General features: G+C 45.4%; 38 protein-coding genes. 10 read left to right on the top strand and 28 right to left on the bottom strand.

Translation table 11 applies throughout. The annotated features are described in order from the left end of the window. From C1I60_RS14135 to C1I60_RS14060, 18 genes are all read right to left on the bottom strand, one after another. On the bottom strand, positions 1 to 626 hold a 626-nt coding region (locus C1I60_RS14135; RefSeq protein ID WP_212734472.1), incomplete at its 3' end, for a magnesium transporter CorA family protein. A 22-nt stretch (positions 627 to 648) separates the two neighbouring features. Further along, positions 649 to 948, bottom strand: a complete 300-nt coding sequence (locus tag C1I60_RS14130) for a hypothetical protein (RefSeq protein WP_137062312.1) — start codon at positions 946 to 948, stop codon at positions 649 to 651. After that, on the bottom strand, positions 911 to 2,281 hold the full coding sequence (locus tag C1I60_RS14125) for a replicative DNA helicase (protein ID WP_252361718.1): 1,371 nt from the start codon (positions 2,279 to 2,281) through the stop codon (positions 911 to 913). The genes C1I60_RS14130 and C1I60_RS14125 overlap by 38 nt, the downstream gene beginning before the upstream one ends. Further along, positions 2,244 to 3,095 (bottom strand): conserved phage C-terminal domain-containing protein, encoded by an 852-nt coding sequence (locus tag C1I60_RS14120; RefSeq protein WP_137062311.1) that lies wholly within the window; start codon positions 3,093 to 3,095, stop codon positions 2,244 to 2,246. The genes C1I60_RS14125 and C1I60_RS14120 overlap by 38 nt, the downstream gene beginning before the upstream one ends. A 15-nt stretch (positions 3,096 to 3,110) precedes the next feature. Next, the gene (locus C1I60_RS14115) at positions 3,111 to 3,878 is read right to left on the bottom strand and encodes a hypothetical protein (protein ID WP_137062310.1); all 768 of its coding nucleotides are present in this window, start codon (positions 3,876 to 3,878) and stop codon (positions 3,111 to 3,113) included. A 161-nt stretch (positions 3,879 to 4,039) separates the two neighbouring features. Continuing rightward, complete coding sequence (locus C1I60_RS14110) at positions 4,040 to 4,801, bottom strand: MBL fold metallo-hydrolase (RefSeq protein WP_137062309.1); 762 nt, start codon at positions 4,799 to 4,801, stop codon at positions 4,040 to 4,042. Continuing rightward, entirely contained in the window at positions 4,791 to 5,030 is a 240-nt protein-coding gene (locus C1I60_RS14105) for a hypothetical protein (RefSeq protein WP_137062308.1), read from the bottom strand. The genes C1I60_RS14110 and C1I60_RS14105 overlap by 11 nt, the downstream gene beginning before the upstream one ends. Beyond that, positions 5,027 to 5,239, bottom strand: coding sequence for a hypothetical protein (locus tag C1I60_RS14100; RefSeq protein ID WP_252361717.1), 213 nt, complete (start codon positions 5,237 to 5,239; stop codon positions 5,027 to 5,029). Before C1I60_RS14100 ends, C1I60_RS14105 begins: the two co-directional genes overlap by 4 nt. A 137-nt stretch (positions 5,240 to 5,376) precedes the next feature. Continuing rightward, a complete protein-coding gene (locus C1I60_RS14095; RefSeq protein WP_137062307.1) occupies positions 5,377 to 6,333 on the bottom strand; it encodes a recombinase RecT in 957 nt (318 codons plus the stop codon). A gap of 21 nt (positions 6,334 to 6,354) precedes the next feature. Continuing rightward, on the bottom strand, positions 6,355 to 6,525 hold the full coding sequence (locus C1I60_RS24520) for a DUF6906 family protein (protein WP_170970814.1): 171 nt from the start codon (positions 6,523 to 6,525) through the stop codon (positions 6,355 to 6,357). Next, positions 6,522 to 6,914: a hypothetical protein gene (locus C1I60_RS14090; protein WP_137062306.1), complete on the bottom strand. Its 393-nt coding sequence runs from the start codon at positions 6,912 to 6,914 to the stop codon at positions 6,522 to 6,524. The genes C1I60_RS24520 and C1I60_RS14090 overlap by 4 nt, the downstream gene beginning before the upstream one ends. A gap of 2 nt (positions 6,915 to 6,916) precedes the next feature. Then, positions 6,917 to 7,120, bottom strand: a complete 204-nt coding sequence (locus C1I60_RS14085) for a hypothetical protein (protein ID WP_137062305.1) — start codon at positions 7,118 to 7,120, stop codon at positions 6,917 to 6,919. Beyond that, positions 7,117 to 8,676 carry an AAA family ATPase gene (locus C1I60_RS14080; protein ID WP_137062304.1) on the bottom strand — a complete coding sequence of 520 codons (1,560 nt, stop codon included), beginning with the start codon at positions 8,674 to 8,676 and terminating at the stop codon, positions 7,117 to 7,119. Before C1I60_RS14080 ends, C1I60_RS14085 begins: the two co-directional genes overlap by 4 nt. Continuing rightward, positions 8,639 to 8,863, bottom strand: coding sequence for a hypothetical protein (locus tag C1I60_RS14075; RefSeq protein ID WP_137062303.1), 225 nt, complete (start codon positions 8,861 to 8,863; stop codon positions 8,639 to 8,641). The genes C1I60_RS14080 and C1I60_RS14075 overlap by 38 nt, the downstream gene beginning before the upstream one ends. A 9-nt stretch (positions 8,864 to 8,872) precedes the next feature. After that, a complete protein-coding gene (locus C1I60_RS24515) occupies positions 8,873 to 9,040 on the bottom strand; it encodes a hypothetical protein (protein ID WP_170970810.1) in 168 nt (55 codons plus the stop codon). Beyond that, positions 9,021 to 9,284: a hypothetical protein gene (locus C1I60_RS14070; RefSeq protein ID WP_137062302.1), complete on the bottom strand. Its 264-nt coding sequence runs from the start codon at positions 9,282 to 9,284 to the stop codon at positions 9,021 to 9,023. Before C1I60_RS14070 ends, C1I60_RS24515 begins: the two co-directional genes overlap by 20 nt. 51 nt (positions 9,285 to 9,335) lie before the next feature. After that, the gene (locus C1I60_RS14065; RefSeq protein ID WP_137062301.1) at positions 9,336 to 10,127 is read right to left on the bottom strand and encodes a phage antirepressor KilAC domain-containing protein; all 792 of its coding nucleotides are present in this window, start codon (positions 10,125 to 10,127) and stop codon (positions 9,336 to 9,338) included. A 25-nt stretch (positions 10,128 to 10,152) separates the two neighbouring features. Further along, entirely contained in the window at positions 10,153 to 10,437 is a 285-nt protein-coding gene (locus C1I60_RS14060; RefSeq protein ID WP_252361716.1) for a helix-turn-helix domain-containing protein, read from the bottom strand. A gap of 173 nt (positions 10,438 to 10,610) precedes the next feature. On the opposite strand from C1I60_RS14060, the gene C1I60_RS14055 reads away from it, so the two are divergent. Continuing rightward, positions 10,611 to 11,348 (top strand): helix-turn-helix domain-containing protein, encoded by a 738-nt coding sequence (locus C1I60_RS14055; RefSeq protein ID WP_137062300.1) that lies wholly within the window; start codon positions 10,611 to 10,613, stop codon positions 11,346 to 11,348. A 218-nt stretch (positions 11,349 to 11,566) separates the two neighbouring features. Further along, entirely contained in the window at positions 11,567 to 11,794 is a 228-nt protein-coding gene (locus tag C1I60_RS14050) for a helix-turn-helix transcriptional regulator (protein ID WP_137062299.1), read from the top strand. Positions 11,795 to 12,415: 621 nt separating this feature from the next. Here C1I60_RS14050 and C1I60_RS26190 read toward each other — a convergent pair. From C1I60_RS26190 to C1I60_RS14035, 3 genes are read right to left on the bottom strand one after another with little or no spacing between them, the layout of a single operon-like run. Next, complete coding sequence (locus C1I60_RS26190) at positions 12,416 to 12,535, bottom strand: cyclic lactone autoinducer peptide (protein WP_289306527.1); 120 nt, start codon at positions 12,533 to 12,535, stop codon at positions 12,416 to 12,418. After that, a complete protein-coding gene (locus C1I60_RS14040) occupies positions 12,535 to 13,062 on the bottom strand; it encodes an accessory gene regulator ArgB-like protein (RefSeq protein ID WP_137062297.1) in 528 nt (175 codons plus the stop codon). Before C1I60_RS14040 ends, C1I60_RS26190 begins: the two co-directional genes overlap by 1 nt. Beyond that, positions 13,055 to 13,684, bottom strand: coding sequence for a hypothetical protein (locus C1I60_RS14035; RefSeq protein WP_137062296.1), 630 nt, complete (start codon positions 13,682 to 13,684; stop codon positions 13,055 to 13,057). Before C1I60_RS14035 ends, C1I60_RS14040 begins: the two co-directional genes overlap by 8 nt. 161 nt (positions 13,685 to 13,845) lie before the next feature. On the opposite strand from C1I60_RS14035, the gene C1I60_RS14030 reads away from it, so the two are divergent. Next, positions 13,846 to 14,334, top strand: coding sequence for a stress protein (locus C1I60_RS14030; protein ID WP_137062295.1), 489 nt, complete (start codon positions 13,846 to 13,848; stop codon positions 14,332 to 14,334). Positions 14,335 to 14,398: 64 nt separating this feature from the next. Here the strand turns inward: C1I60_RS14030 and C1I60_RS24510 are convergent, their stop codons facing one another. Beyond that, entirely contained in the window at positions 14,399 to 14,572 is a 174-nt protein-coding gene (locus C1I60_RS24510) for a hypothetical protein (RefSeq protein WP_170970813.1), read from the bottom strand. 125 nt (positions 14,573 to 14,697) lie between these two features. Here C1I60_RS24510 and C1I60_RS24505 point away from each other — a divergent pair, with 125 nt between their 5' ends. The 7 genes from C1I60_RS24505 (at position 14,698) to C1I60_RS14005 (ending at position 17,489) form a co-directional block, all read left to right on the top strand. After that, a complete protein-coding gene (locus C1I60_RS24505) occupies positions 14,698 to 14,835 on the top strand; it encodes a hypothetical protein (protein ID WP_170970812.1) in 138 nt (45 codons plus the stop codon). A 98-nt stretch (positions 14,836 to 14,933) separates the two neighbouring features. Further along, a complete protein-coding gene (locus C1I60_RS14025) occupies positions 14,934 to 15,149 on the top strand; it encodes a hypothetical protein (RefSeq protein ID WP_137062294.1) in 216 nt (71 codons plus the stop codon). Between the two features lie 54 nt (positions 15,150 to 15,203). Next, positions 15,204 to 15,461 (top strand): hypothetical protein, encoded by a 258-nt coding sequence (locus tag C1I60_RS14020; RefSeq protein ID WP_044649118.1) that lies wholly within the window; start codon positions 15,204 to 15,206, stop codon positions 15,459 to 15,461. 41 nt (positions 15,462 to 15,502) lie between these two features. Next, a complete protein-coding gene (locus tag C1I60_RS24500; protein ID WP_170970811.1) occupies positions 15,503 to 15,679 on the top strand; it encodes a hypothetical protein in 177 nt (58 codons plus the stop codon). Positions 15,680 to 16,220: 541 nt separating this feature from the next. After that, complete coding sequence (locus tag C1I60_RS14015; RefSeq protein ID WP_137062293.1) at positions 16,221 to 16,598, top strand: hypothetical protein; 378 nt, start codon at positions 16,221 to 16,223, stop codon at positions 16,596 to 16,598. Positions 16,599 to 16,630: 32 nt separating this feature from the next. Next, positions 16,631 to 16,996, top strand: a complete 366-nt coding sequence (locus tag C1I60_RS14010) for a hypothetical protein (RefSeq protein WP_137062292.1) — start codon at positions 16,631 to 16,633, stop codon at positions 16,994 to 16,996. 64 nt (positions 16,997 to 17,060) lie between these two features. Next, entirely contained in the window at positions 17,061 to 17,489 is a 429-nt protein-coding gene (locus C1I60_RS14005) for a helix-turn-helix transcriptional regulator (RefSeq protein WP_137062291.1), read from the top strand. A 618-nt stretch (positions 17,490 to 18,107) separates the two neighbouring features. On the opposite strand, the gene C1I60_RS14000 is transcribed toward C1I60_RS14005, so the two are convergent. The 6 genes from C1I60_RS14000 to C1I60_RS25630 form a co-directional block, all read right to left on the bottom strand. Further along, positions 18,108 to 18,554, bottom strand: a complete 447-nt coding sequence (locus C1I60_RS14000) for a NucA/NucB deoxyribonuclease domain-containing protein (protein ID WP_137062290.1) — start codon at positions 18,552 to 18,554, stop codon at positions 18,108 to 18,110. Between the two features lie 113 nt (positions 18,555 to 18,667). Continuing rightward, the gene (locus tag C1I60_RS24870) at positions 18,668 to 19,288 is read right to left on the bottom strand and encodes a peptidoglycan DD-metalloendopeptidase family protein (protein WP_212734471.1); all 621 of its coding nucleotides are present in this window, start codon (positions 19,286 to 19,288) and stop codon (positions 18,668 to 18,670) included. Further along, entirely contained in the window at positions 19,288 to 19,554 is a 267-nt protein-coding gene (locus C1I60_RS13990) for a phage holin family protein (protein WP_137062288.1), read from the bottom strand. The genes C1I60_RS24870 and C1I60_RS13990 overlap by 1 nt, the downstream gene beginning before the upstream one ends. A 2-nt stretch (positions 19,555 to 19,556) precedes the next feature. Further along, complete coding sequence (locus C1I60_RS13985; RefSeq protein ID WP_137062287.1) at positions 19,557 to 19,847, bottom strand: hypothetical protein; 291 nt, start codon at positions 19,845 to 19,847, stop codon at positions 19,557 to 19,559. Positions 19,848 to 20,100: 253 nt separating this feature from the next. Continuing rightward, positions 20,101 to 20,484, bottom strand: coding sequence for a hypothetical protein (locus C1I60_RS13980; protein ID WP_137062286.1), 384 nt, complete (start codon positions 20,482 to 20,484; stop codon positions 20,101 to 20,103). Positions 20,485 to 20,503: 19 nt separating this feature from the next. Then, a partial coding sequence (locus C1I60_RS25630) for a tail fiber protein (RefSeq protein ID WP_252361715.1) occupies positions 20,504 to 20,839 on the bottom strand: 336 nt, incomplete at its 5' end.

Genomic DNA, 20,839 nt, shown 5'->3' with positions numbered 1-20,839 from the left:
TATTCATTCGCTGATTTCACCCGAAATTCTTCGAATGTTTCGCCGTTGTAGATGGCATTAGGGGCATATGAATTGTCGGATTGGTAATAGTCGTCATCCGGAAATCTTCTTCTGTACCACACTCTTAATTCTTGACCATCGTTGTGTGTACTGAATGAAAATACAACGTAGCTTTGCGGTTCGAAATAGGTTATTCTTTTAGCGCAATCACAATCCTCCGATGCCTCTCTACCTAATGGCGTTGTGTAATGCACCTTCCGGCTGTCGTCGCACTTGTCGCATTTATCACCCATTTTATAATTCGGTTCAGGAACCCACATTTCCAGCTTGAAATCCGCCATCAACGTGTCGAGTCGTTCCTTGCGAACAACTCTCTCAAGGTCGCGTTTTTGCAAATCGAGTTCATGCAGCTTCTGTCTGTGTTCGAGTTTCATGTTTTCCAATTGACTCTTCACAAGCCGCAATTCGCCATTCTCCTTTTGGAGTCGTGCAATCTCCTGCTTGTGCTCATCCTTCACACTATCCATAAGGGTTTCCTTTAGTTCATCTACCTTCTGTTCAAATTCACTCGGTTCATTGAAAAAGTCGTGGTCATAATCGTACATTTCATTCGGTTCGTAAGGCATACCGTTCATCCTCTCTATTAAATTAGTCCAACCATCCTGATAGATCCGGCTTAGCCTTTGGCGGCGTTTCTGGAGCCTGTTCAGGCTCGGTAGGTGCGTTGTCCTTATCCTTGTTTTCGACAGGTATATCGAAGGCCGCAGCCCCACCAGTGCGATACTTCCGGGCCACCTCTACAAGAGAGTCATACAGCGGCATAAGCTTCTCGCGTCTCTCTGGAGTGGTGAGAGGATGGTCTATTGTTTCAGCACCCTTTACAATCCGGGCCAGCACCTCGTTATATTGCTCATCGTTTTCGATACGGTTTGGAACCTTTGTCGCCACTATCTTTCACCGTCTCTTTCTTCTGCAACTCCACATAACGCTGGTACCACCATTTGAATTCATACCGGAATCTATTAGTCCCAACATTCCGGCCCTTTGCAAAGATGGAATCTATAATCTTTTTAGTCGGGTCGGTCTGATTTTTAACGTCATGGTAAAGGAATTCAACTACATCGGCGTCTTGTTCAATAGAGCCGGATTCCTTCAAATGCTTCAATTTTGGTTCTTCATCATCGACGGCCCGATCAAGCTGCGACAGCATAATGAACACAAATTTATGACGACGTGCAAGGCTTTTAGCTGTGCGAGTCACGTTACCGATTGCCTGTGCTCGGGTCTCTGATCGTTTTTGCGGTATCTCCATAATCTGTAGATAGTCTACAATGACCGCAGCTATTTTGCCGTACTTCTTTTTGAACTGTTTCACGGTGGATCTGATTTCATCAATGGTTACGCCAGCAGAATCCTGAACAAAAATGTTGAGCAGTTCAATTTTTTTATAAGCATCGTAAATTTTTGTCCATTCCTCATTGGTGAAACCTTCGGGACCACCTTTATTTATCAAGCGTGGATAATTTATTTCGGCAACCATAGCCACGATCCGGTCTTTTAGCTCGTTCTCGTCCATTTCTTGGGAGAAGATGAGGACAGGGCCAGCGTCAGGGTTCATGACTGCTATTCCATGTGCAAGCTGTAGGGCCTTTGCTGTTTTGCCTACGCTGGGCCGCCCAGCAATGATGTACAGCCACCCTCGCCATAACTGAGCCCAACTATCAAACTGCTTGAAATAGCCTGTCTTGAGCTTTTCCGGGCTGCTCTCAATGTGTTCAAAATATCTGTCCCGAGATTCCCGCATGCTCCGCATTTTCGCAACATGGCTAGGCCGCAAATCGTCGATAATGTCCTCTACTGCAGCAAAATAGTCTTCATCAGATTCAAAGTTTTCGTAAGATAGGTTCATGATCTGAGCGCCTTTATCGTTTCCACGTCTGCGAATAGCCTTGGAGCGGACGATATTGGCGTAATAAGCGGCATTTCTGGCAGTTGGTGAAGACTGCGCTAATTTAGCAAGGTAACTAACCCCGCCCATTTCCTCAGTCCTACCAAATTTCAAGAACTCTTGAGTAACCGTAACAACGTCAATCGGAATATCTTTTTCGTTCAAGTAGCGCATAACCTTGTAGATCAATTGGTGCATAGTAGTTGAAAAGTCTCGTTCCTCCAGAAAGCTAATTTCATCTATAACACTGGAATCAAGGAATACTGCTCCGAGCGTGGAAAGCTCGGCCTGTATATCAATCATTGGTGTCGAATCTAAAATCTGCTGGGTCATTACCTTTCATCACCCACTCTCGAATAGCGTCGTCATAATTCAATCGCTGTTCTCTCGTTAACTGACCCGGACTGTCACCCTCTTGTTCCGTGGGCTCCTGATTAAGATAATTATCAAAATTGCTTGGACGGAACAAAGTAGCCGGACGAAGGTATTGACTCATTTTCGGATCATTAAGCCAGTGACTGCATTTGATGTCGATCACATTTTTGAAATCTTCAACGGTCCGACCTTCGCTGATTCTCCCGTTAATAAAATCCTTGGTTGTTTTCACCTTGAAGTTGTAGTTCTTCCCAGTCTTTTCGTTGAGATAAGAAATGATTTCTTCATGTATGCTAGGCAAGTCTATCTCACCTTTCTTTATAGTTTTATTTATACTTTCTTTCTTAGGTGGACGATTGTCCCCCTCTTGAGGGGTGTGATTGTCCACCAGAAGGGGGTGTAATCCTCCACCAGTAAGTTCATCGTCTTCTGACGGTTGCGGTGGAGGATTACACCCCACTAGCCACTGCACAGAGTATTTATTGAAACCGATCATGCGACCATGTTTACCTTGAGCCTGTCTGAACACCTTCAAGACGTTCATATCCAATAGCTTTTTCAATTCTTTTTTTGTCCCGCTCAAGTCACTTCGGAGCGCAGTAGCAAGGAATGTGGCAGACAACTCCGCTGACTTCCGATTGAACCCGTAGGTGTAACGCCAGACGATCAGCAACATTCTAAGCTGTATGCCATTAAATTTCCGCATTGCCACCTGTTCCAAGATCTCATTCGCTACACGGGTATATCCGTCTTCGAGTTGTGGTCCTGCCATTCAAATTCACCTGCTTTAAATAGTCACCGCTTTGCCTGCTGCCGTTTCTCGTTCCCTGATAAAATCACAGATTTGTTGAGATAAAACCTCTACTCCATTGTCTGTAGCAGGACTGTGATACCACTTCTGCACAAGGGTAGTCACACTTTCCAACATAGCGGCGGCCTCGTCTTGTTCTGCCACTGCTGTATATCCGTAAACCAAGGCATAAATCAATTCATTTAGCCCTGTCCGCGTTGAAACAAATTGATATAAGGACTGTGACTCTTGGGGAGCGTTATTGCCATCTAATGCGAGTCTTATTATCTGTGCTGCATTATGGCGAGAAGATTTAAGCGAATCCAGCGCATCGACAACATCCTGTGGCAATGGCACTGGTTGCTGCGCAATCCGCCGATCCTCCAGTTCACTAAGGATGCGGTCAAGGGCTGTGTTCGGGTCCGTATCGTTCTCGCTTACATAGGGAATCAGCTTGAAGGCAAAAGACTTGAGCATTTCAGAACGCCCATTGGCGATTGTCTCCAGCTCCCGGATACGCTGCAGAAGCTTTTCGCTGTTAAGTTGCTCGTCGGTGTGCCGCTCAATCGTCTGGAGTAATTCGGCCTTATCCTGCACCAGTCGCAAAACAGCATCCACCAAAGAACCGTCATGTTCTCCTATCACTGCAGTAATCTCATTAAGTATTTTTTGACTCGCAGTAGCCTTCGTCAGCGCGTCTTCACTCATGCGTTTCAGTTCGTCATATTGCCGCTGTGTAGGCCGGAGCTCGTCCGGTAGGATCATTGCATGTTTGAACGGAACTGAGTGACCAGATTTCTGTCCGGATACAACTTGGAAAGGGGTTGTAAAGTCATGCCACTGATCTGATAAACGGCGAGCCTCGTGTTCCTCTCCTGCAACAAACCACATTCCTTTTGTTCTGAAAGTCTTAATAATCTTTATTTTCATTCCGAAACTACCTCCAAATGATAGTGTGTGCCTGCTATAAATCCCCGCTGCTTTAGTGCTGCCTTTACGGTCATTTCAGCCAGCGCGGGCATGTTATTTTTACTAGATAAGTGCGTAAGGTATATCCGCTCTCCACGCCCCTGTATAAGCTTCTGGAGCGCTTCTGCTGTCTGCTGGTTGCTCATGTGTCCAAGGTCTGAGAGAATACGAGATTGGGTACTGATAGGGTAATCCGATACCTCTACCATGTCGGGGTCGTGGTTGGCTTCAATAAGGACGTATATACTCCCCTCCATCATGTCGAGCATTTCCTGGTCGTATTTTCCGGTATCGAATAACACGCAGGCTCGTTCGCGGCTGTCGTCCTCAATGGCATAGCCAACAGGCTCGTAAGCATCATGATGGGTTCGGAATGGATAGATCCAGGTGTCACCCAGCTTGATAGTTTCGTATTTTCCGTAGCGGGTTTCAGCAGTCCGCCGCAGTTCGCCATCAACACCCGATATGCCTTTCCATTCGCCCTCAGTCGCATATACCGGAATTCGATACTTGTTCGCCAGCGGCAGACCCTTAATGTGGTCACCGTGAGCGTGAGTGATGAATATTCCCGTAATGTGGTCAGGCCGTACACCAACGTCCAGCAGCCGCTTTTCAATCTTGGTTTTGGCAATGCCCGCATCTATAAGGATGGTTTGATCTTGTGATGTGAGCGCGATGCAGTTGCCTTTGCTGCCGGATGCCAGGATATCAACTTTCATTTTGGCGGTCCTCTGCTTGACATCTAGTTGGGGAAGCGCTGATTACTTGCACAAAGAATGCAACCTTGTCCCCTAGTTCAATCACCTTAATGCAATCTCTATCTACTCCGTACCGCAAGGCGATAAGGTCTTCTTCTTTGTTGGTGTAAGTCTCCAAACGGTCATTCCCCTCGAAAGCTTCTGCCGCTTCTTTTAAAAAAGTTAAGTGTTCTTGGGTAATCTGCTTCATATGGCCTTCTCCCTCTTAATCCGTTCTTGCCATTCCTTCATATGCGGACAACCTTTAGCGGGCTCTTGATAATGCCTGCGGCCCAGCACGAAAGAGACAAACATATCCGTACTGCGCTCATAGTACATTCCGTTCAATACCGGACCCGCAGGCTGAGAAGGTTCAGCAGCGAATTCGAACAGGTTCAGTTGCTGCACGTCTTCGGACAACTGCGCCGCCTCCCCTCAGTTCCGCATAGCACCGGGGGCACACCCGCAAATCACGAATGTACTCTTCCCGGCCGGGATTTATCTCGTTACCACATATTTCGCAGTCCTCACAGCGGACGTATATTTCGACTTGGTTATCAAAGTGGGAGCTCGTCATTTGCCTGCTCCTGGGCGGCTTTCTCGGCAAGGTGCATGTCCATGATTTTTAACAAGCCTTTCAGTTCGGGTAGTGTGGGTTTGGCCCCCTTGGGATTGGCGTGTTCCGAAATATATGCCTGCATGTCTTCCGGTTCGGTTATACCCAACTGGCTGAATTTCTTCTTCATATCCGATCTGGCCTGTTCGAGCGGGCTAATGGCGGACTCTGGCTCACCATTAGGCAATGACGGTTTACCTTGTTTGGCATCCTCAGCAGCCGCATCCGTTTCAGCAGTGATATCACGCCGTCCCTGTGGCTCATATGAAGGCACTGCCGCCCCAGCGTTAAGTGATTCCATACTATCCTCAACAACAGCAGCAATGTCGTACTGAGCTTTTATAGCTCGCGTCCCCGCGTGCTTTTTGAACATATCTGGATCAATCGAACCGTCCTCCAGCTTCCAAAAGTTCGGGTTCTTTTTGACCCACTTTTGAACCTCAGATACATCCATAAGCACAATAGCGTTCTTTCTTCCCTCTCTTTTTGCGATGGAGTAGGCCCCCATAACCTTGCCTCGCGGGAAACGTATTTTATGCTTGATGCTAACGATAACGCCCTCGTCATCAGTCTCCGCTTCGAAATCTTCAACCTCTTTTTCGCAAATGACCTGATTGTAAACGCCTTGATATCCTTCGGATTCCTGAGCCTTCGCGTGGTATCCCTCGTAAGCAATTCTGATATCAATGGTGTCACCGTAAGGAATAGGGAAAGCATGTTTCAAAGACGGGTCCAGCTTCATACGGTTCATTTGGTACATAAACAAGTTGAATTGCGGGATTGTGAGCTTCTTGCCGAGCGTTTCTTTCATAGTCATGAGCTCCGGCAGTCCAAATTCGCCAATCGCTTGAATTTCGTTAAGATTTATTTCTGTGCTGAGTTGTTTTGTATTTGCCATGGATGGTTGGCCTCCTATGATTTAATTAGTGCGTTCTTTTCCGGTGCTAATGATGTGAGTCTGTTTATTCTCCCGATGGACGATGTGCAAATGAAACGGACCAGCTTTATATACAAGCCAATCGGACGGTATCAATTTAGCTGCCCAAATCGCATTCTGCTGGCGGAGAGTAGGCTTTTTTCCATTCTTCAAAATTGTGTCCCTCCTGCGTTCAGCCCCAGAATGTCCATTGCTTGGAAGACAACCTTCCGTGCAGTCCGGTCAATGTCGGAATCAGAACGGTACTTGTCCAGTAAGGAGCTAAGGGCGCTCTGGTCTGACATGGATATAAGCGATGTTGGTAGTGGCGTGGACGGTTGCTCAACGACGGTGCGAATCTCCAAAAGTTTCAAATCTACCAATTCGTCTATTGCATTACGCAGGGACAACGCCTCTGCCAAGGTCAAATCAAGATTAGGCGTGTCTTCGTGGAAAGGAAGACTAACCTTTATAGAGGGCTCTTTATCAACTCTGCGAAGAACAATGCAGTCGTCAGCATCGGTGAAGAATCTATAATTACGGAAAGTTACGGTTTTTATCATGGTCACTGACCTCCTAAGCGTGCTGTAATCCCCTGTGTAGAGACGATATGAAGCGCCTGCGCCTCGCTGAACCCAGCGGCAACCAATTCGTCATAATATGCCTTTGTTGCCTTGGCTACTGCCCCATACATCCCCAACATGGCAGGAAGGACCTTGAGCATGTTTTCCATTGCCATTTCATATTCCAGTTGTTCATGTGGCTTCATGCTGCTTCCCCCGATTCGATTGTCAATGGTGCATCCTCGACGGCCTTTACCAAAATGAGTTGACCAGAAGGTTGCTTGATTTTAAACACGCTCTCGCTGTTATCCACGGCAACCGGAGCAATCACACCGCTCTGATTAGACAGGACTTCCCGAAGCTCCAGACCAGCTCGGACGCTCTCTGACAGTGACAGAAGCGGGTAAGCCTTGCCGTCCATTTCGATTACAAAATCCGGTTTTCTCTCGCCGTTCTTTTGATCTTTAAAAAGCGAGATTGATAGAGTTGTGAACAGGCTTTGCACCTTGGCGGCCTGCAACTCGGCTTCTTTGGCATCGAACGCCTTGATTGCGTCGAGAACAAAGATAGAGTCGTTCCGGCTTGTCAGCGTTTCGGCTTCGTCGGCGCGGGCTTTGTCCAGATCTACCTGCATGCCCTGACGTGCTTTATGAGCTGCGATAATATCCGCTCTTCTGTCCCGCTGCTGCTCCAGTTCTCGAATTCGTGCATTCTGCTCTGAAACATCTACAGGCTCAATCTTGGCAAGCTGGGTTTCCAGCTCTTTGCGCTCGTTAATAAGCTTCTGGTGCGCGTTCCGCAGTTCTTCCTTCCGGCGATCCTTGTCAGCGGTGACGGCATCCACAGACTCAGCATCAAGCGGACGCTTGCAAGCAGGACAATGGTCCTCAATCGGCTCGTTATAGACACGCATGTAGTTGTCCTTAGCCTGGGCAATCTGCCGTTGTAGGGACTGTATGGTGCTTTCCAAAACGGTGCGTTTCCGGTTCGTCTCTCCAGCAAGGTCCGTTTGGACTTCAAGCGCCTTTATTTGCTCCAGCAGCGCGGCATCTTCGGCCTTTACAGCTTCGATATCCTCCGGCGCGTCAGGTAGTTTTTGAAGCTGATCGACAAGCGCCTCTGTGCGTCCTTGAGCCCGCTTATAGGCAGTATCCTTGTCGTTCTTGTTCTTCTTATGGATTTCCCCGAGCTGATCAAGTGTGTGCTTCTTGACCAACTCAGCCAGCTTTGCGGCCTGCGGATTTAGAACAATATCCTTGATCTTTTGTTCTGGGCTTGTCCGGCTCATTTCCGCAAATACTTCCTTGTTGGAAACAGGAGTGACATACCGCAGAAGCAAGTCCCGTTGAGTGCTCCAGTGAAGCGTGAAGAAATATGAAGGGTTATAGAGCGATAGGAACAGGTCTTTATCGAATAAAGACTTTACAATCTCGTCGAAGTCACCCGCTTTGCTCGGGACCTCATTAATGTAGTAAGTGGTTTTTCCTTTCTCGATCCCGCGTCCAAGAAGGACCTGCTTCCCGTCGATATCAAGCAGCGTTTCAGCATGTATATGATCGTAAGAATAATTGGTAGGTGTAGGATCGAGCTTGCTTCCGAGTGTATCCGTGCCGTACAATGTCCACGTAAGGACTTCCAAAATACTGGACTTTCCTTGTGCGTTGTCGCCCGTGATCTGCGTCGTGTCGCCAAACTCAACAGTCAGGTCACGGTGCGCTTTAAAGTTATGCGCCCGCAGGCTGATTATTTTTATTACCGCCATGTGTTACCTCCAAATTGTATTTGCGCTCCAGCATATTCATTTCACCCAGCAGCGTTTCCCGGGCTTTCGGGTCCCGCTCGTCCAGGTACCAATCATAAAGAAACAGATAGTGCTTAATGTCCCGCTGCACTTCCGGGGCTAGACTTTCGTAAAATTGAAGGAATAACTGCTGTTCGTGATTGTTCATGCTCCCACCTCAATCAAGAGAGATATCGTCGTCCAGTTCCGTAGAATATTCATTTCCCATGCTGTCCTGAATGCGGACATCAACGGTACCATCTTCACATTCCGTGGCATCAACTACTGTTATGCTCCGAGTAATCGAACCAGTGCGGCCTATCAAGTCATCGCGCTTCTTTCCCAATGTATTCACCTCCCTCCGGGTAATCCTGAGTCATTTCACCGTTCCAGCGGCGTAGAAACTGCTTGTGCATAACGTTTCCGCATACCGCACAGCGAGTGCCTTTACTAGACTCCTGAGGCTTCACGCTGTCCACCGCCCAATCAACTGCCGATGATACTTGCGATACTGGCCCCGAGCGTGTAGGGCTATAAGTAAGCGACCATTCGCCAACATCCGGCGTTCCATCAGGCCAAAAAATTCGCATAACTCCCGTAACCTTTCCTCGTTAGGCTTGTGCATGTGTGTGCTCCCCTCTCTATGCCGTTTTGAATTTATTGATAAAATAAATCTGACCCCTGCCTGTAACCTTCGGAGTTTTGCTGACCGTGATATGCCCATCTGAGTGCGTGATGCTCGTCTCCTTAATCTCGAACAGTCCCAGTTCCATGCTCCGCTGTGACGGCATGTTGTAATCAGTGCCCTTCCGGCTGATCAGGAAACCTTTCTCTCGCATCCAGACAAACAACCTGTTCTGGCCCATTTCCACACCATTTTGCTTGAGCAGCTTTGCGAGCTCCCCCACCAGAATGCTTGTCTTACTGGCGGTAACTGCATCTGCAAAAATGACCTTGGGCTTATCCTGTTCGATCTGCTGTTCGGCCTGCACCCGTGCCGCCTTCTCTTCCTGCAGTTTGGTCAGCAGCTTGATACCGAACTGTGGATCACTGATAATCTGGTCCAACACTTGGTCGGTGGCGTATATGCCATGCTTGCGGATTGAAGGCAGAACTTCGGACGTTACCCATCGTTTATATGACTTTGCTTTCTCCTTGATTTCTGGATTGTTTCCCTGTTTGGCAGCTCCAAAGATTAAGGCATACAACCCAGATTCACTGATGAACTTCTTAACTTGCTTGCGCCCTAGTGAGTCGATGACCTCCTGATCCGTTAGGTCATCTTCATCAACGTGATTCGGGATAGCCGTGTATGGGTTAGAAAAGCTCAATGCCTTAGCTGCTTCCGTAGCTCCAAACCATTCGACACCGTCTACGACAACTACAGGAAGTTTTCCGAACACATCATTTTTGAAAATTTGCAATTGAGCCATGCTATCACTCCTTCATGTATAAAATTCATGCTTCCTGGGAAACACTTGTAACATCTTGTATTTCCGACATAAGGAGCGTGTTCAAGTCCATTTGAAGACAAGAGGCTATCTTTACTAATGTCCCTACACTCGGCATATATCTTCCGTTTTCGATATCGGATATATAGTTGCGCGACAATCCCGTTTCTACAGCCACTTCGTTTTGACGCATTTTCTTCTCCTTGCGCTTTCCCTTTATGGCGGCAGCTATAAGTTGCTTGTCCATCTGCTGTTCACCTCCCATGAACAAATTGTATTGTATTTCCGTCATTATTGTCTAACTCCTAATCGGGGCATATTCGAGCATTTTAAAGATAAAACGAATAAAATACTTGTATATCCGTCATTTTGCTCATATTTACTTGTATTTCCGTCATTTTGTAACTTGTATTACCGACATACGAAGGGTAGAATAAGGTGAATCTATTATGAAGGAGTCTGCACATGTCTATTGGTCAAAACATTAAGACGCTTAGAAAACAGAAAAAGCTAACTCAAGTTGAACTAGCTAAGAAAGCGAATATGTCTAGGTCCTACCTCGCGGATGTTGAGGGTGACCGTTACAATCCTAGCCTTGAGACTTTACGATCTATTACAGATGCGTTAGGCGTTCAAATATCCGTTATTACAGACGATGAAGATCCTTCCTTTTTGGAAGATCGCTACGAACCTGCAAGGGATATTCCCAATATCTTGAGGTTGCTCACTGATAATGAGGGTTTTTTTTATGAGGACTTACGTAAGGATGTGTTCCTAGCCATAATTAATTCAGGGCTATATATGGCCCCTGCATATCATCAATCATCTAAAGGTGATGAGTACGAAAGGTTCTTTACTGATTATTTAAATTCCCAAGAAGATCATTCGAGTAGTGAAGAAATTGAATTCGTAAAGGAATTTAATAAGGCCTATGAGCTAAGAACAATCATGACAGCTTTTGAAAATAATAATGAGGAAACCCAAGAACGATTTATAAAAGAACTTACGCATATACTAGACAAACACAACATAAAAAACCCCAGCACATCTTCCGATGTGAAGGAGTTTGTAGGCAAAATCGAACTGGCAGATGATGAACTATTGGAACAATTTACGATAGAGGTTGATGGAAAAAAGCTTTCTCCGAAACAGATTCAAAAGATAATTGCTCAGGTTCGTCTGGATCGAGAGTTTGACAGGTAGTATCTAGGATTAACTTTAGGTAATGCTCTGGTCTCCGCTTCATGTAAGAAGCTAATTCATATAGATCAATTGTTTTTTTCTGAATAAGTCATCACTCCTAGATGTAATAATTTCCGTTTTTGAGAGGTTGGAATCAGTATACCACAGCCCATAAAAAATGCGAACAAAAATACGAACACATTGTTAACATTACGCAAATACATAGGAAGGAGACCTGTATGGATTACCGGCTTGGGGCTTGCCTCTTGCTGGAACGACTGAAAGAAAACAATATGACTCAGTCTGATTTTGCTAGGGTGATGGGTGTATCTAGGCAATTCGTGAACAAGTTACTAAGTGGGGAACGTAAAATGTCCCTTGAATTTGCCTATAATGCAGCCTATCGGTTAAACTGCAGGATCACTGACCTTTATGTACTTGAAGTCGTTCGCAAGGAGGCGGAGTAGTTTTTCTGCTCCCCCATAGCCTACTTGTCACCCATACGGGTAACAAAAGTCTAACTGTTTATGTAATTATTAAATCCCAAAAACTCCTATTTGTAAAAACAAATTCGTGTGCGAATGTTAATTATGTCGCTACACAATTCGACAGCATATTACATGTGTTATGTGTTAATGAGTTGTCGAATATGTAAATTCATTGTCGAAAAGAAAAAAAGAGCCACATTTGCGGCTCCTATCTGGATAGAACTATTCCGGGGTTTAACACACGGAGTTCCTCAGCGACTTTATTAAACCTACGACCTGCCATTGTGCAGGTCATTTTTTTATTAATTTGGACATTTGCAAATTCAGCAAGTTTAAACGCGAAGTTTATACCCGTCAATTTATCGACGTTTATCGTGTTACTCCGATCCACATTGTAGAATCTGTATCCTTCGTTATTAAATAGCATTTCCCAATACCCCAATGGTCCAACTGTGTAAAAAACGCCATCAAACGTATGCATTGCGATACGTTGAATGCTGCTCTGGCTCTCAATGAACAATATAGTGTCCACTTCCAATAGTTTCTCGCCCCTATCGGGCGAAATGGTGACTGAAATTATCATGTTTCCTCCAAGCAAGCTTATTTAATTAGTTCTTTTGGTGGTTCCGGGTTATACACATAAAACAGGCTTGCGACACTGACAGACATTAACGCAAAGACAGCAAGGCCCGACGCAATTGTGCTATAAACGTTTTTCATCATGATGTTTTCCACCTCCTCACGTTAATTAACAATAAAGTTTGCGCAAAAAAGCTTATAGCTACAAATGGATAAGCAAACCAAAGGTTTAACCCTACTGTTATAAGTGCCGCCACCTTTAGCAATGGAAAATACCGCTTTGGTATGCGTGTCTGTCTCTCAATCCCAGATGGAGCAAAGATCAAAATAAGCAGCATACTAATGATTGTTGCAATCATATTCCACTTGTCATCCAAAGTTATAAACGACAGCCCAGTAAACAGCAATGTGGAAACAGCTACGCAGCCCATGCCGCTTTTAAGGTGTATCCCTCCAGTCATTTGGCGCAGGAAGGCGAATGCTGCCATAATCGTCACCACTTCCCTCGTGTGGCCTGTGAAAACCGATATAACGAGGGTCAGGCCCGTGATAAACGCCATATTTAACAGAACAGCCAAGGCATGCTTCAACACTGGCACTGAGGCAGGATGATCTGGAACAACACTTTTGATATGCTGCGCCATCCGTAAGGCTAGTGGCTCAATCATATTCCCTCTCCTTTTTCAATGCATAGTATAAGAAAAGACCCGCTGCCATGGCAAAATAGGCTATATTGAGCCACACATCGTTGAGGTAGGCTATTACTGTTACTGTAACCAACGCGCCTATTATTACGACGACTACAAGATTTTGTTCCCATTTAAATCGGAGCTTATCGAATGGGGCGATAAAGCCGATTCCAAACTTGTAGAGTAGACCCGACGCGATCAGCACGACAGCACTGGTTATGGCTTGCAACAAAGACCCCATTGCTGTTCCGCCCTGCAGCTCACTCATGGGTACGTCAGAATACATAAGCACTAAAAGAATTGTTTGAACCAGTGTATAAACAAAAAATCCAGTAACCGATAGTATCCCCGACCATATAAGCGGTACTTTAACCACCGTAGTGATTAATAGCACCATTAACAGTATGTTTATTACTGGAGCCAAAAACGCTAAGTCCAGTTCTTCCCGCAAGACAAAACTTTGACACGACATAAGCAACGATACAACCAAGGCCTGCCATTGGAAATCAAGCGCTTTGAGCCTAAAAATCGTTAAGGTTAGTACAAAAGCCGCAAAACTCTCAACCACGCTAAAAGTTATAAACATAGACGCATCCCACATCTAATTTTCACCCTCTTTAATATCATTACTACTCTTGTAAATATACGATTTATGACAAGGATCATCAACATAATTTTTGGGACTATTTTCATAATTTATATAGAATGGTTTTCCTCATTCTGGTAGACTATACCCAATAAAACAATTAGGGGGATATTTTTTTGAAAACACGAATAGGGATTTTAATTTTAATGTCGATCTTGGTTTTGCCTGCATGTACAAATAAAGAGACGATGAAAAACCCAGCTACCAGCAGAACAACCAGCACAGAAACAACAGACGAGCCAACTACGAAGGTAGATAATACAGTTACAGCAGATGATGTAGTATCTAAGTTTAAAACGGCTGGTTTAGAGGCAGAGAATATAAGAGGAATGAAGCCGAAAGATTACGGACCGCTCCCGATGAAAGCTAAGAGCGCCACGGTTTTTTATTTGCCTTCTATCGGTAAAAAAAACAACGGGCATGTATTTGTTTTTGAAAATAACGAGGATTTAAAAGAACTAAAAAGTAAATATGATGACATGGGAAAAGAGTCCGCTATGTTCTTCTCGTACACATACGCAAAGAATAATATCTTACTGCATATGACAGGCCAAGCGACAGAAGAACAATTCAAAAAATATCAAGATGTCGTTGATAGCTTATAAAAAACAAGCCCCGGAGCAATCCGGGGTTTTAATATATGCAGATATAAAAAGAGCAGCGAGGATATTATCCCTCCTGCTCTTTTACTGTTCTCAATATCCGATTCAGTTCCACGCTTACTGTCCGGTCTTCTGCCTCTGCCCGATCACGCAGCCACTCAATTATGTCTTTGTCAAAATATATGGACTCCCGCTCTTTTTTCTCAGCTTCGGCCTTCGGTGGCCTACCTAATCTAGCCATGTTATCACCTACCCTTTCGCGGATAATTATACAGACTTAAAAAAACTTTTGCAAACACTAAAATACCTATTTACAAAGACTTTAAAAGTCTGTATAATAGTAAATGTAAGGAGGTGAGCAAAGCAATGAAGGATTGGGTAAACCTTATTACGGCAATCATACAGCTATTCACAGCACTGGCTATACTCCATGTACACAACGCCAGCCGTAAGAAGACAAAGAAAAAAGGAACCAAAAAACGACGCGGCGCACGCAGACGTTAAGGATTCCTTTGTAGAGGGCGGCTTACACAGCGCCTTCTACACCCAATCATAGCATAATTGACAGTTGAGTTTCCACTAATTGATTGGAGGGATTGGAAATGTGCAAAGAAACAGGACTTGAATTGGTAAAATTGCTTGCAGAACGATATGAGGAAGTAAAACGTATACGCGAATCCTTATCAAAGGAAACAGATAAAAATGAGTATCGGCAAAGAGCTGGTGAAATGATCGGGCTTGATTCTGCATCTCGGATAATTCGTGATGCGGTGGGAATTAGCTTTGAGGAATATATAGCTGCTACAGAGCACATTTAGACGTTGCTTCGGCCACTCAATCTGGCGGCGGCCTTACGCGGGAGGGATAAGCATATGAATAACGTTCAAAAAAATTACATGGTGGAAAAGGCGGCTTACGATGCCGCCAAAGAAAACGAAGATTGGGAACTGGTTGAAAGGCTGGAAATCCCATATCTTGAGGCGGAATCAGAGATGGTCGAGTGGGCTCTCGATCATGCGGATAAAAGCAACATGATACCACCAGAGTTAATATTGACGCTTCGCGATAAATGGATGTTCCCACAGTACCATGAACGCATGGTTGATCTAGCATTCAGGTTGTCGGTTTAACTAATGGGGCCTATGGCCCCTCTATAACAGGAGGTAATCGTATGAAAATAATAATAAAAGAAGAACTAAGCAAGGAAGCAAACATATGGTGGTATAAGTTTCACAAAGGTAAAATTTTCGAAGTTGAGCGAGACGAAGATCAGCCGAGGAAATATTTCCGTAGGGTAGACCAACCAGGCTTGGCTATTCGCTGCTGTGATGCAAAGGTTGTTAAATAACGGGGCTTTCTGCCCCTCTATAGGAGGTAATCGCATGGAGACAGTAACGATGGTAATAAGCGTTGCGGCGCTGGCCATCTCGGTGTACGTGGCGGTAAAGGTATGGAGGGATTCCCGTGGGTAATGTGGAATTTGATAATCTACTGCTGATGCTTGGAAAAATATTAAATAGGAGGTTCACACATGCCATTTGAGTATATATACGCTGGTTTCTTGGTGCTTGCTGCCTTTTGTCTCTTTCACGGTAGCAAGGAAATTATCAAGGCGCTTAGAGGTAAATAAAAAACGCTCTGCCGACCAATTAAGGTTAGCAGAGCTTTTTTTTACTTTAATAAGCAAGTTCATTTCAATCCACACTCTCACTTGGAGAGCGACAACTTACATACAGATAATACCACCATACCAAGATAACGTCAACCTCCATCATTATTATTTTTAGTTTTATTTTATAAAACTTTTTATATTATTATGATTGACACGATAAAACAAATATAGTATTATAGGTTTATAAGATAAAACAAATCGAACGGAGGAATAAACAATGAAAAATGTGATGAAGAACGCTTGGGCAATTGCTCGTATGGGTGCAAAAAAATTCGGAGGTAGTGCAAAACTTTACTTTGTAGAGGCGCTTCGTCTGGCTTGGGCAGATAGCCGCGCACCAAAAGTCGAAACAGTAGCAGAAAAAGTCGCAAGAGCAAAAGCGATGAGTCAAGAAGAGTTTGACGCTATTGTGGACCTCAAAATCGGGTTCATCGTAGATGGAATGAAAAAGCACATCCTGTTTTTGGGTCGCAATATGGATTGGGTTAAAAGAGAAGTATCAAGTTTGGTTGAAGAAGGCATTGCGCAAATGAGAAAAGAGCGTATTATTTCAGTAGAAAAAGCAGCGTTTTTATCCATTGACAAATATTATTAAAATTTGCCGCAGACACAAAAAGGTGTCGGGTAATGGAGGGAAAAAGAATGAGCATTGCAAAGATTGCAAAGAAGAAAAAAATCGTTTTGGAGAAATTTGAAAGAACCACCCTAGGCCACACTTCTGGTGTGTATAAGATTGTGAAATTGGAAGGAGTCGATATATTCGACTCGAAAAAAAACGTGAAGCCTCCTTTTGTAGCGAAGAGATTGCGCTACGAGGGAAACCAATTGTTGTTTCAATCCATCGGAAACGAATTTATTTATACGGTTTCCGAAGACTGCAACAAATATGTTGGCGGAATACCGGAGGAATGGCTCCCTCAACTGATAGCTGCAATTAGCGAAAACAAGAAAAATGACCCATCCGCAGATTATGATCTACAAATTATATTTTAGGGTTTCGCATTGGATTTATATATTAGCCGCAGGCTCAACAAGGAGCCGGGTATAAGGAGAAAATATGACCAGAAACATAGACAAACTGGCAGGTGGCAAAGAGTCTGCGGAAATTCTAGGCTGGAGTACCCAGCAAGTTACAGAGTACAACAAACGCGGCAAATTTCCAAAGCCGATACAACAATTGGCCTGCGGGAAAATCTGGCTCGTATCTCAGATCGAGCAGTATAAAAATGCCCGCACTTACGGTTTCCTTGACTTCGAGGGACGCGAGTACCTTATGCAGGATCAAGCGGAGTTTACAGGACGCCAGTTGTCAGACTGGCAGACTGAGGAAGGTTACACTGAGTTTTCCGCTCCGGCTGTGGACTGGGACGGTAACGAATATAGAGTCTTTTGGGTGCTACGCACCTTACACGACAACGGCGAAGAAGTAGAAGACCTTTCCGACCTAAACTGGGATAAGATCAACCGCGTGGAGCCTGTCTACTAATGCTACAGGAACGACAGTGCAAAAACTGCGGAACGCTCTTTATGGGCGGCCCTCGCGCCTACTATTGCCCTGTGTGTCGGCAGGATCGGAAAAAGCAGCAGAAAGCTGAGTATGTACAGCGTGTCCTTTCGGGCGTAGTCCGCAGGATTGGCAGCATAGACATATGTAAACGTTGTGGGGAGACTTATACAGTCCAAGGTGGTCTGCAAATGTTTTGCACAGTGTGTGGTCCTATACACCACCAAGAGCTTGATAGGGACACGTCGCTGGAATATTATCACGTCAACAAGGAGGCGATAAATCCATTGCGTAATAAAGTGCGAAAGTTGCAACGCAACTCCAATTTAAGGGAGTGTTCATATTGCGCTAAGTTATTTATGCCCCAGAGTCGGCAACAAAAATACTGTCACGACAACTGCCGTTCCCTCGCTTATCGCAAACGACGCATAGAGCAAGCAACGCAAAAGTTATGTCCACAGTGCGGCAAACCATGGACAGAACCATTACCAAACGCCAGAGGCAAGCGACCAGCGCATTGCAAGGTGTGCCAGGATTATTACAAACAGCGCTATAAAAAGCAAAAACAGACCCGCTAACCTATTGGTCGGCGGGTCTGTTTTATTTAACGATAAATTCCACTTGAGTCCCGTCCGGATAATCGTCCAGCTTATGCCCTACCCAACTGCCTGCCCCACGGTTATCCTTTGGGCTTATGTACTTTATATCCGCACCCTCTCCACCTTCCGCACATAGTGCCATGGGCCATTCATCGCGATCCTTGCCCTTACGTGTGGGTATGCCCTTTAGGGACAGGTCGCGGTTATGATCGGCTCCGTTGCGGTCAATCGTGCATACTGACGACTCCCCGGCTGCTATGGCCTCTTTAATGTGCTGCGCCGTCTCTGGGTATCTGTCTGACGGAAACTCTAGCTTAACCTTGTCGGTAGACACCTGTGTTACTGGATTAGCTAAAGGCTCTGTTTTGCTGGGTCTAGCTACTTCCTGCTGCACGTTGCAACCAGCCAATAGGACTGTAATGAGCACGGTAAATATCCATTTATACATTATGTACGCCCCCTTAAACATAAAAACACCCCACCAGCGTAGCCAGTAGGGTGTCACCGATTCTTTCGGATTATACGGAAAGTATAATTGGTTTGGGTGATTCTGTAAATAGATTATTTTTTAAGCGTAGCCGTATTAGTCTTACCATCCCATCCTACAGTAGCGCCCAATGCCTCGCCCACAGCACGCAGCGGTACATAGGTTTTACCGTTAATCAGCACGCCATCCTCAATACTCTTACCATTTACAACCACTTTTGCTTTATCCAAAGGATCGTCCTCCTTTTCATATACAGTGTAATAATCTTGCAGGTACTTGGTAGGCTCCACGACACCCGCCTCTGTTTGCGTCCAGCCAAAAGACGGACTGCACGCCTTACGTACCTCATAATGCAGGTGCGGTCCTGTAGACTTGCCTGTGCTGCCTTGGTTGCCTACGACGGTTCCCCCAGCGATGGCTTGACCAACCACTACCGCCACACTGGACAGGTGAGCATAGACGTGCAAGAAGCCTTTAGCGTCCTGAACAGCTACCACGTTACCCATGTTCCCAAAGCCTGTGCCTGTGGCGCCCATCTTAGCGTGCAGTACCTTACCACCGACGAAAGCCTTGATAGGGCCGTTAGATGGCGTAATGACCAAATCCACGCCACGATGAAACCTCTTAACATTGTCCACCGGATGAATGCGGTAGCCAAAGGGTGATGTGAGTCTATATCCTTCGAATGGGTTCATTATTGATCCCCGCCTTTCCGTGCCTGCTTGACCAGTTGGTTGCCGTAGACCGCAAAAGCACCAGTCAGTACACCTTGGATAATCGCCTGTGGTCCCCATCCAATCATCCAGACAGTTAACAGCACAGCAACACCCGTAACGATATAGACAATGCTCCAGTCCGGCACTTTCGGTGTTTTCTTGATTCCGATACCCAGCACCCAGCAAACAGCTACAACAATAATAAGTTTAGGGTCGATTAACGACCATACAGTATTCCAATCCATGGTTAAATTCCTCCCGTTTCTTCTTTTCGATCAAGTCGTTTGTGAGCCTGTTTTGCTGATTCTTCAACCCGCGTAACCCGTTCGGATAAGGCATCAATCCTTTGCCCCTGCACCCGCTGTTCGAGCCGAATGTCGTCCACGCCGCGCTTGATGTAATCAACATCCGCGCGTTGCAAAGCCTCCGCCCCCGCCTCTTGAATGATGTCTTGCCTCATCGACCTGCTGCGCCCTGCCCAACCTAAAATAATCCCACTAATCGCAGCAATTAACGAAAAAATAAATGTAATATCCATCGTGTTCCCCCGTATCTATAGGCCAGGACAATTTTCCTGACCTGAATATAAAAAGCCCCCGACCATTGCGAGGGCATAAAAAAACACGCTCCGTATGGGCGTGCTGGTTAAACATTTTGCGGTGTTGCTAGGATCTCGTTTCGCTCTGCTTCCGATAAAAATTTTGGCGTGTATGAAACTAGCCGCTGTTCATCAACCTTTTTCATAATCCACATATTTAATAGAAACCCATACATAATGCCTCGCCTCCTTATTAGGTTGTAGTAGTGGTATCCATGAGAGCAAGCAATGCGGCCTCGGTGCTGTCCTGGCGCTTTTTAAGGTCGCTGACCTGCTCCGTTAATGGCGCTTGATAGACCGGATCTGCCTCGCTACCACCATCAATATAGACAAACTCCAGCTTGCCAGTGTTCGGATTTACCCAATACGATTTTGCTCGCTTGAAGTCCTCTGTATACTGGTCAAATCCAAGTTTAAGCACGTCCACTTGAGCCGGGTCATAGCCCTTGAGCTGCGGATAAAAATTCATGTCTTCCTCTTTGGTTGTTTCTACCGCCCAAGGTGATTCGACTTGGGATGTGATATAAATAACCTCGCCAGTTGTTTTTCTATAGTAAACTTTCGGTCCGATCTTCATTTTTCTTCATCCTCTCTAGTTATTCGAACGCCCACCACTCATACGCGGCGATTTTCGCAACGGGTGAACCACCAGCGTACGCGTCTATCCGACTACCGGACAATTTTACGTTAAACCCTTGTATCGGAGGTTCAATGTACCCAATGCTTACATAGTTATTTCTCCATCCACTAGCTCCTTTATTGTCGTTAAATACGCTGGAAGTCATTACAAACGCATCCACTTGTCTTGATACGGGTGTATATTGTACATCCTCCAGCACAACCCGTATAAACACGCGCGTAACGGAAAACGGTGTAGCTGCCTGATCCGTGGCCGTACTCCCAGTGGAAGTGTTAAGCTGGACAATACCACG

The organism is Paenibacillus terrae, from assembly GCF_005217525.1.
Lineage (GTDB): Bacteria > Bacillota > Bacilli > Paenibacillales > Paenibacillaceae > Paenibacillus > Paenibacillus terrae_C.
Note: the sequence above shows the minus strand (reverse complement) of the source record. Positions and strands in the feature narration are given on the sequence as shown.

Excerpts from the sequence above, each read along its gene's own strand:
- C1I60_RS14025 (WP_137062294.1), top strand. The coding sequence starts at position 14,934 with ATGTGCAAAGAAACAGGACTTGAATTGGTAAAATTGCTTGCAGAACGA.
- C1I60_RS14095 (WP_137062307.1), bottom strand. The coding sequence starts at position 6,333 with ATGGCAAATACAAAACAACTCAGCACAGAAATAAATCTTAACGAAATT.
- C1I60_RS14040 (WP_137062297.1), bottom strand. The coding sequence starts at position 13,062 with ATGATTGAGCCACTAGCCTTACGGATGGCGCAGCATATCAAAAGTGTT.
- C1I60_RS13980 (WP_137062286.1), bottom strand. The coding sequence starts at position 20,484 with ATGAAGATCGGACCGAAAGTTTACTATAGAAAAACAACTGGCGAGGTT.
- C1I60_RS14075 (WP_137062303.1), bottom strand. The coding sequence starts at position 8,863 with ATGAACAATCACGAACAGCAGTTATTCCTTCAATTTTACGAAAGTCTA.
- C1I60_RS14070 (WP_137062302.1), bottom strand. The coding sequence starts at position 9,284 with ATGCGAATTTTTTGGCCTGATGGAACGCCGGATGTTGGCGAATGGTCG.
- C1I60_RS14105 (WP_137062308.1), bottom strand. The coding sequence starts at position 5,030 with ATGAAGCAGATTACCCAAGAACACTTAACTTTTTTAAAAGAAGCGGCA.
- C1I60_RS24505 (WP_170970812.1), top strand. The coding sequence starts at position 14,698 with ATGAAGGATTGGGTAAACCTTATTACGGCAATCATACAGCTATTCACA.
- C1I60_RS14120 (WP_137062311.1), bottom strand. The coding sequence starts at position 3,095 with ATGGCAGGACCACAACTCGAAGACGGATATACCCGTGTAGCGAATGAG.
- C1I60_RS14090 (WP_137062306.1), bottom strand. The coding sequence starts at position 6,914 with ATGATAAAAACCGTAACTTTCCGTAATTATAGATTCTTCACCGATGCT.
- C1I60_RS14085 (WP_137062305.1), bottom strand. The coding sequence starts at position 7,120 with ATGAAGCCACATGAACAACTGGAATATGAAATGGCAATGGAAAACATG.
- C1I60_RS14000 (WP_137062290.1), bottom strand. The coding sequence starts at position 18,554 with ATGTATAAATGGATATTTACCGTGCTCATTACAGTCCTATTGGCTGGT.
- C1I60_RS14010 (WP_137062292.1), top strand. The coding sequence starts at position 16,631 with ATGGAGGGAAAAAGAATGAGCATTGCAAAGATTGCAAAGAAGAAAAAA.
- C1I60_RS14050 (WP_137062299.1), top strand. The coding sequence starts at position 11,567 with ATGGATTACCGGCTTGGGGCTTGCCTCTTGCTGGAACGACTGAAAGAA.
- C1I60_RS14060 (WP_252361716.1), bottom strand. The coding sequence starts at position 10,437 with ATGACGGAAATACAATACAATTTGTTCATGGGAGGTGAACAGCAGATG.
- C1I60_RS24870 (WP_212734471.1), bottom strand. The coding sequence starts at position 19,288 with ATGAACCCATTCGAAGGATATAGACTCACATCACCCTTTGGCTACCGC.
- C1I60_RS14065 (WP_137062301.1), bottom strand. The coding sequence starts at position 10,127 with ATGGCTCAATTGCAAATTTTCAAAAATGATGTGTTCGGAAAACTTCCT.
- C1I60_RS14125 (WP_252361718.1), bottom strand. The coding sequence starts at position 2,281 with ATGACCCAGCAGATTTTAGATTCGACACCAATGATTGATATACAGGCC.
- C1I60_RS14110 (WP_137062309.1), bottom strand. The coding sequence starts at position 4,801 with ATGAAAGTTGATATCCTGGCATCCGGCAGCAAAGGCAACTGCATCGCG.
- C1I60_RS24500 (WP_170970811.1), top strand. The coding sequence starts at position 15,503 with ATGAAAATAATAATAAAAGAAGAACTAAGCAAGGAAGCAAACATATGG.
- C1I60_RS14080 (WP_137062304.1), bottom strand. The coding sequence starts at position 8,676 with ATGGCGGTAATAAAAATAATCAGCCTGCGGGCGCATAACTTTAAAGCG.
- C1I60_RS14055 (WP_137062300.1), top strand. The coding sequence starts at position 10,611 with ATGTCTATTGGTCAAAACATTAAGACGCTTAGAAAACAGAAAAAGCTA.
- C1I60_RS14115 (WP_137062310.1), bottom strand. The coding sequence starts at position 3,878 with ATGATCCTACCGGACGAGCTCCGGCCTACACAGCGGCAATATGACGAA.
- C1I60_RS14035 (WP_137062296.1), bottom strand. The coding sequence starts at position 13,684 with ATGTGGGATGCGTCTATGTTTATAACTTTTAGCGTGGTTGAGAGTTTT.
- C1I60_RS26190 (WP_289306527.1), bottom strand. The coding sequence starts at position 12,535 with ATGAAAAACGTTTATAGCACAATTGCGTCGGGCCTTGCTGTCTTTGCG.
- C1I60_RS24510 (WP_170970813.1), bottom strand. The coding sequence starts at position 14,572 with ATGGCTAGATTAGGTAGGCCACCGAAGGCCGAAGCTGAGAAAAAAGAG.
- C1I60_RS14020 (WP_044649118.1), top strand. The coding sequence starts at position 15,204 with ATGAATAACGTTCAAAAAAATTACATGGTGGAAAAGGCGGCTTACGAT.
- C1I60_RS13985 (WP_137062287.1), bottom strand. The coding sequence starts at position 19,847 with ATGGATATTACATTTATTTTTTCGTTAATTGCTGCGATTAGTGGGATT.
- C1I60_RS14005 (WP_137062291.1), top strand. The coding sequence starts at position 17,061 with ATGACCAGAAACATAGACAAACTGGCAGGTGGCAAAGAGTCTGCGGAA.
- C1I60_RS13990 (WP_137062288.1), bottom strand. The coding sequence starts at position 19,554 with ATGGATTGGAATACTGTATGGTCGTTAATCGACCCTAAACTTATTATT.
- C1I60_RS14015 (WP_137062293.1), top strand. The coding sequence starts at position 16,221 with ATGAAAAATGTGATGAAGAACGCTTGGGCAATTGCTCGTATGGGTGCA.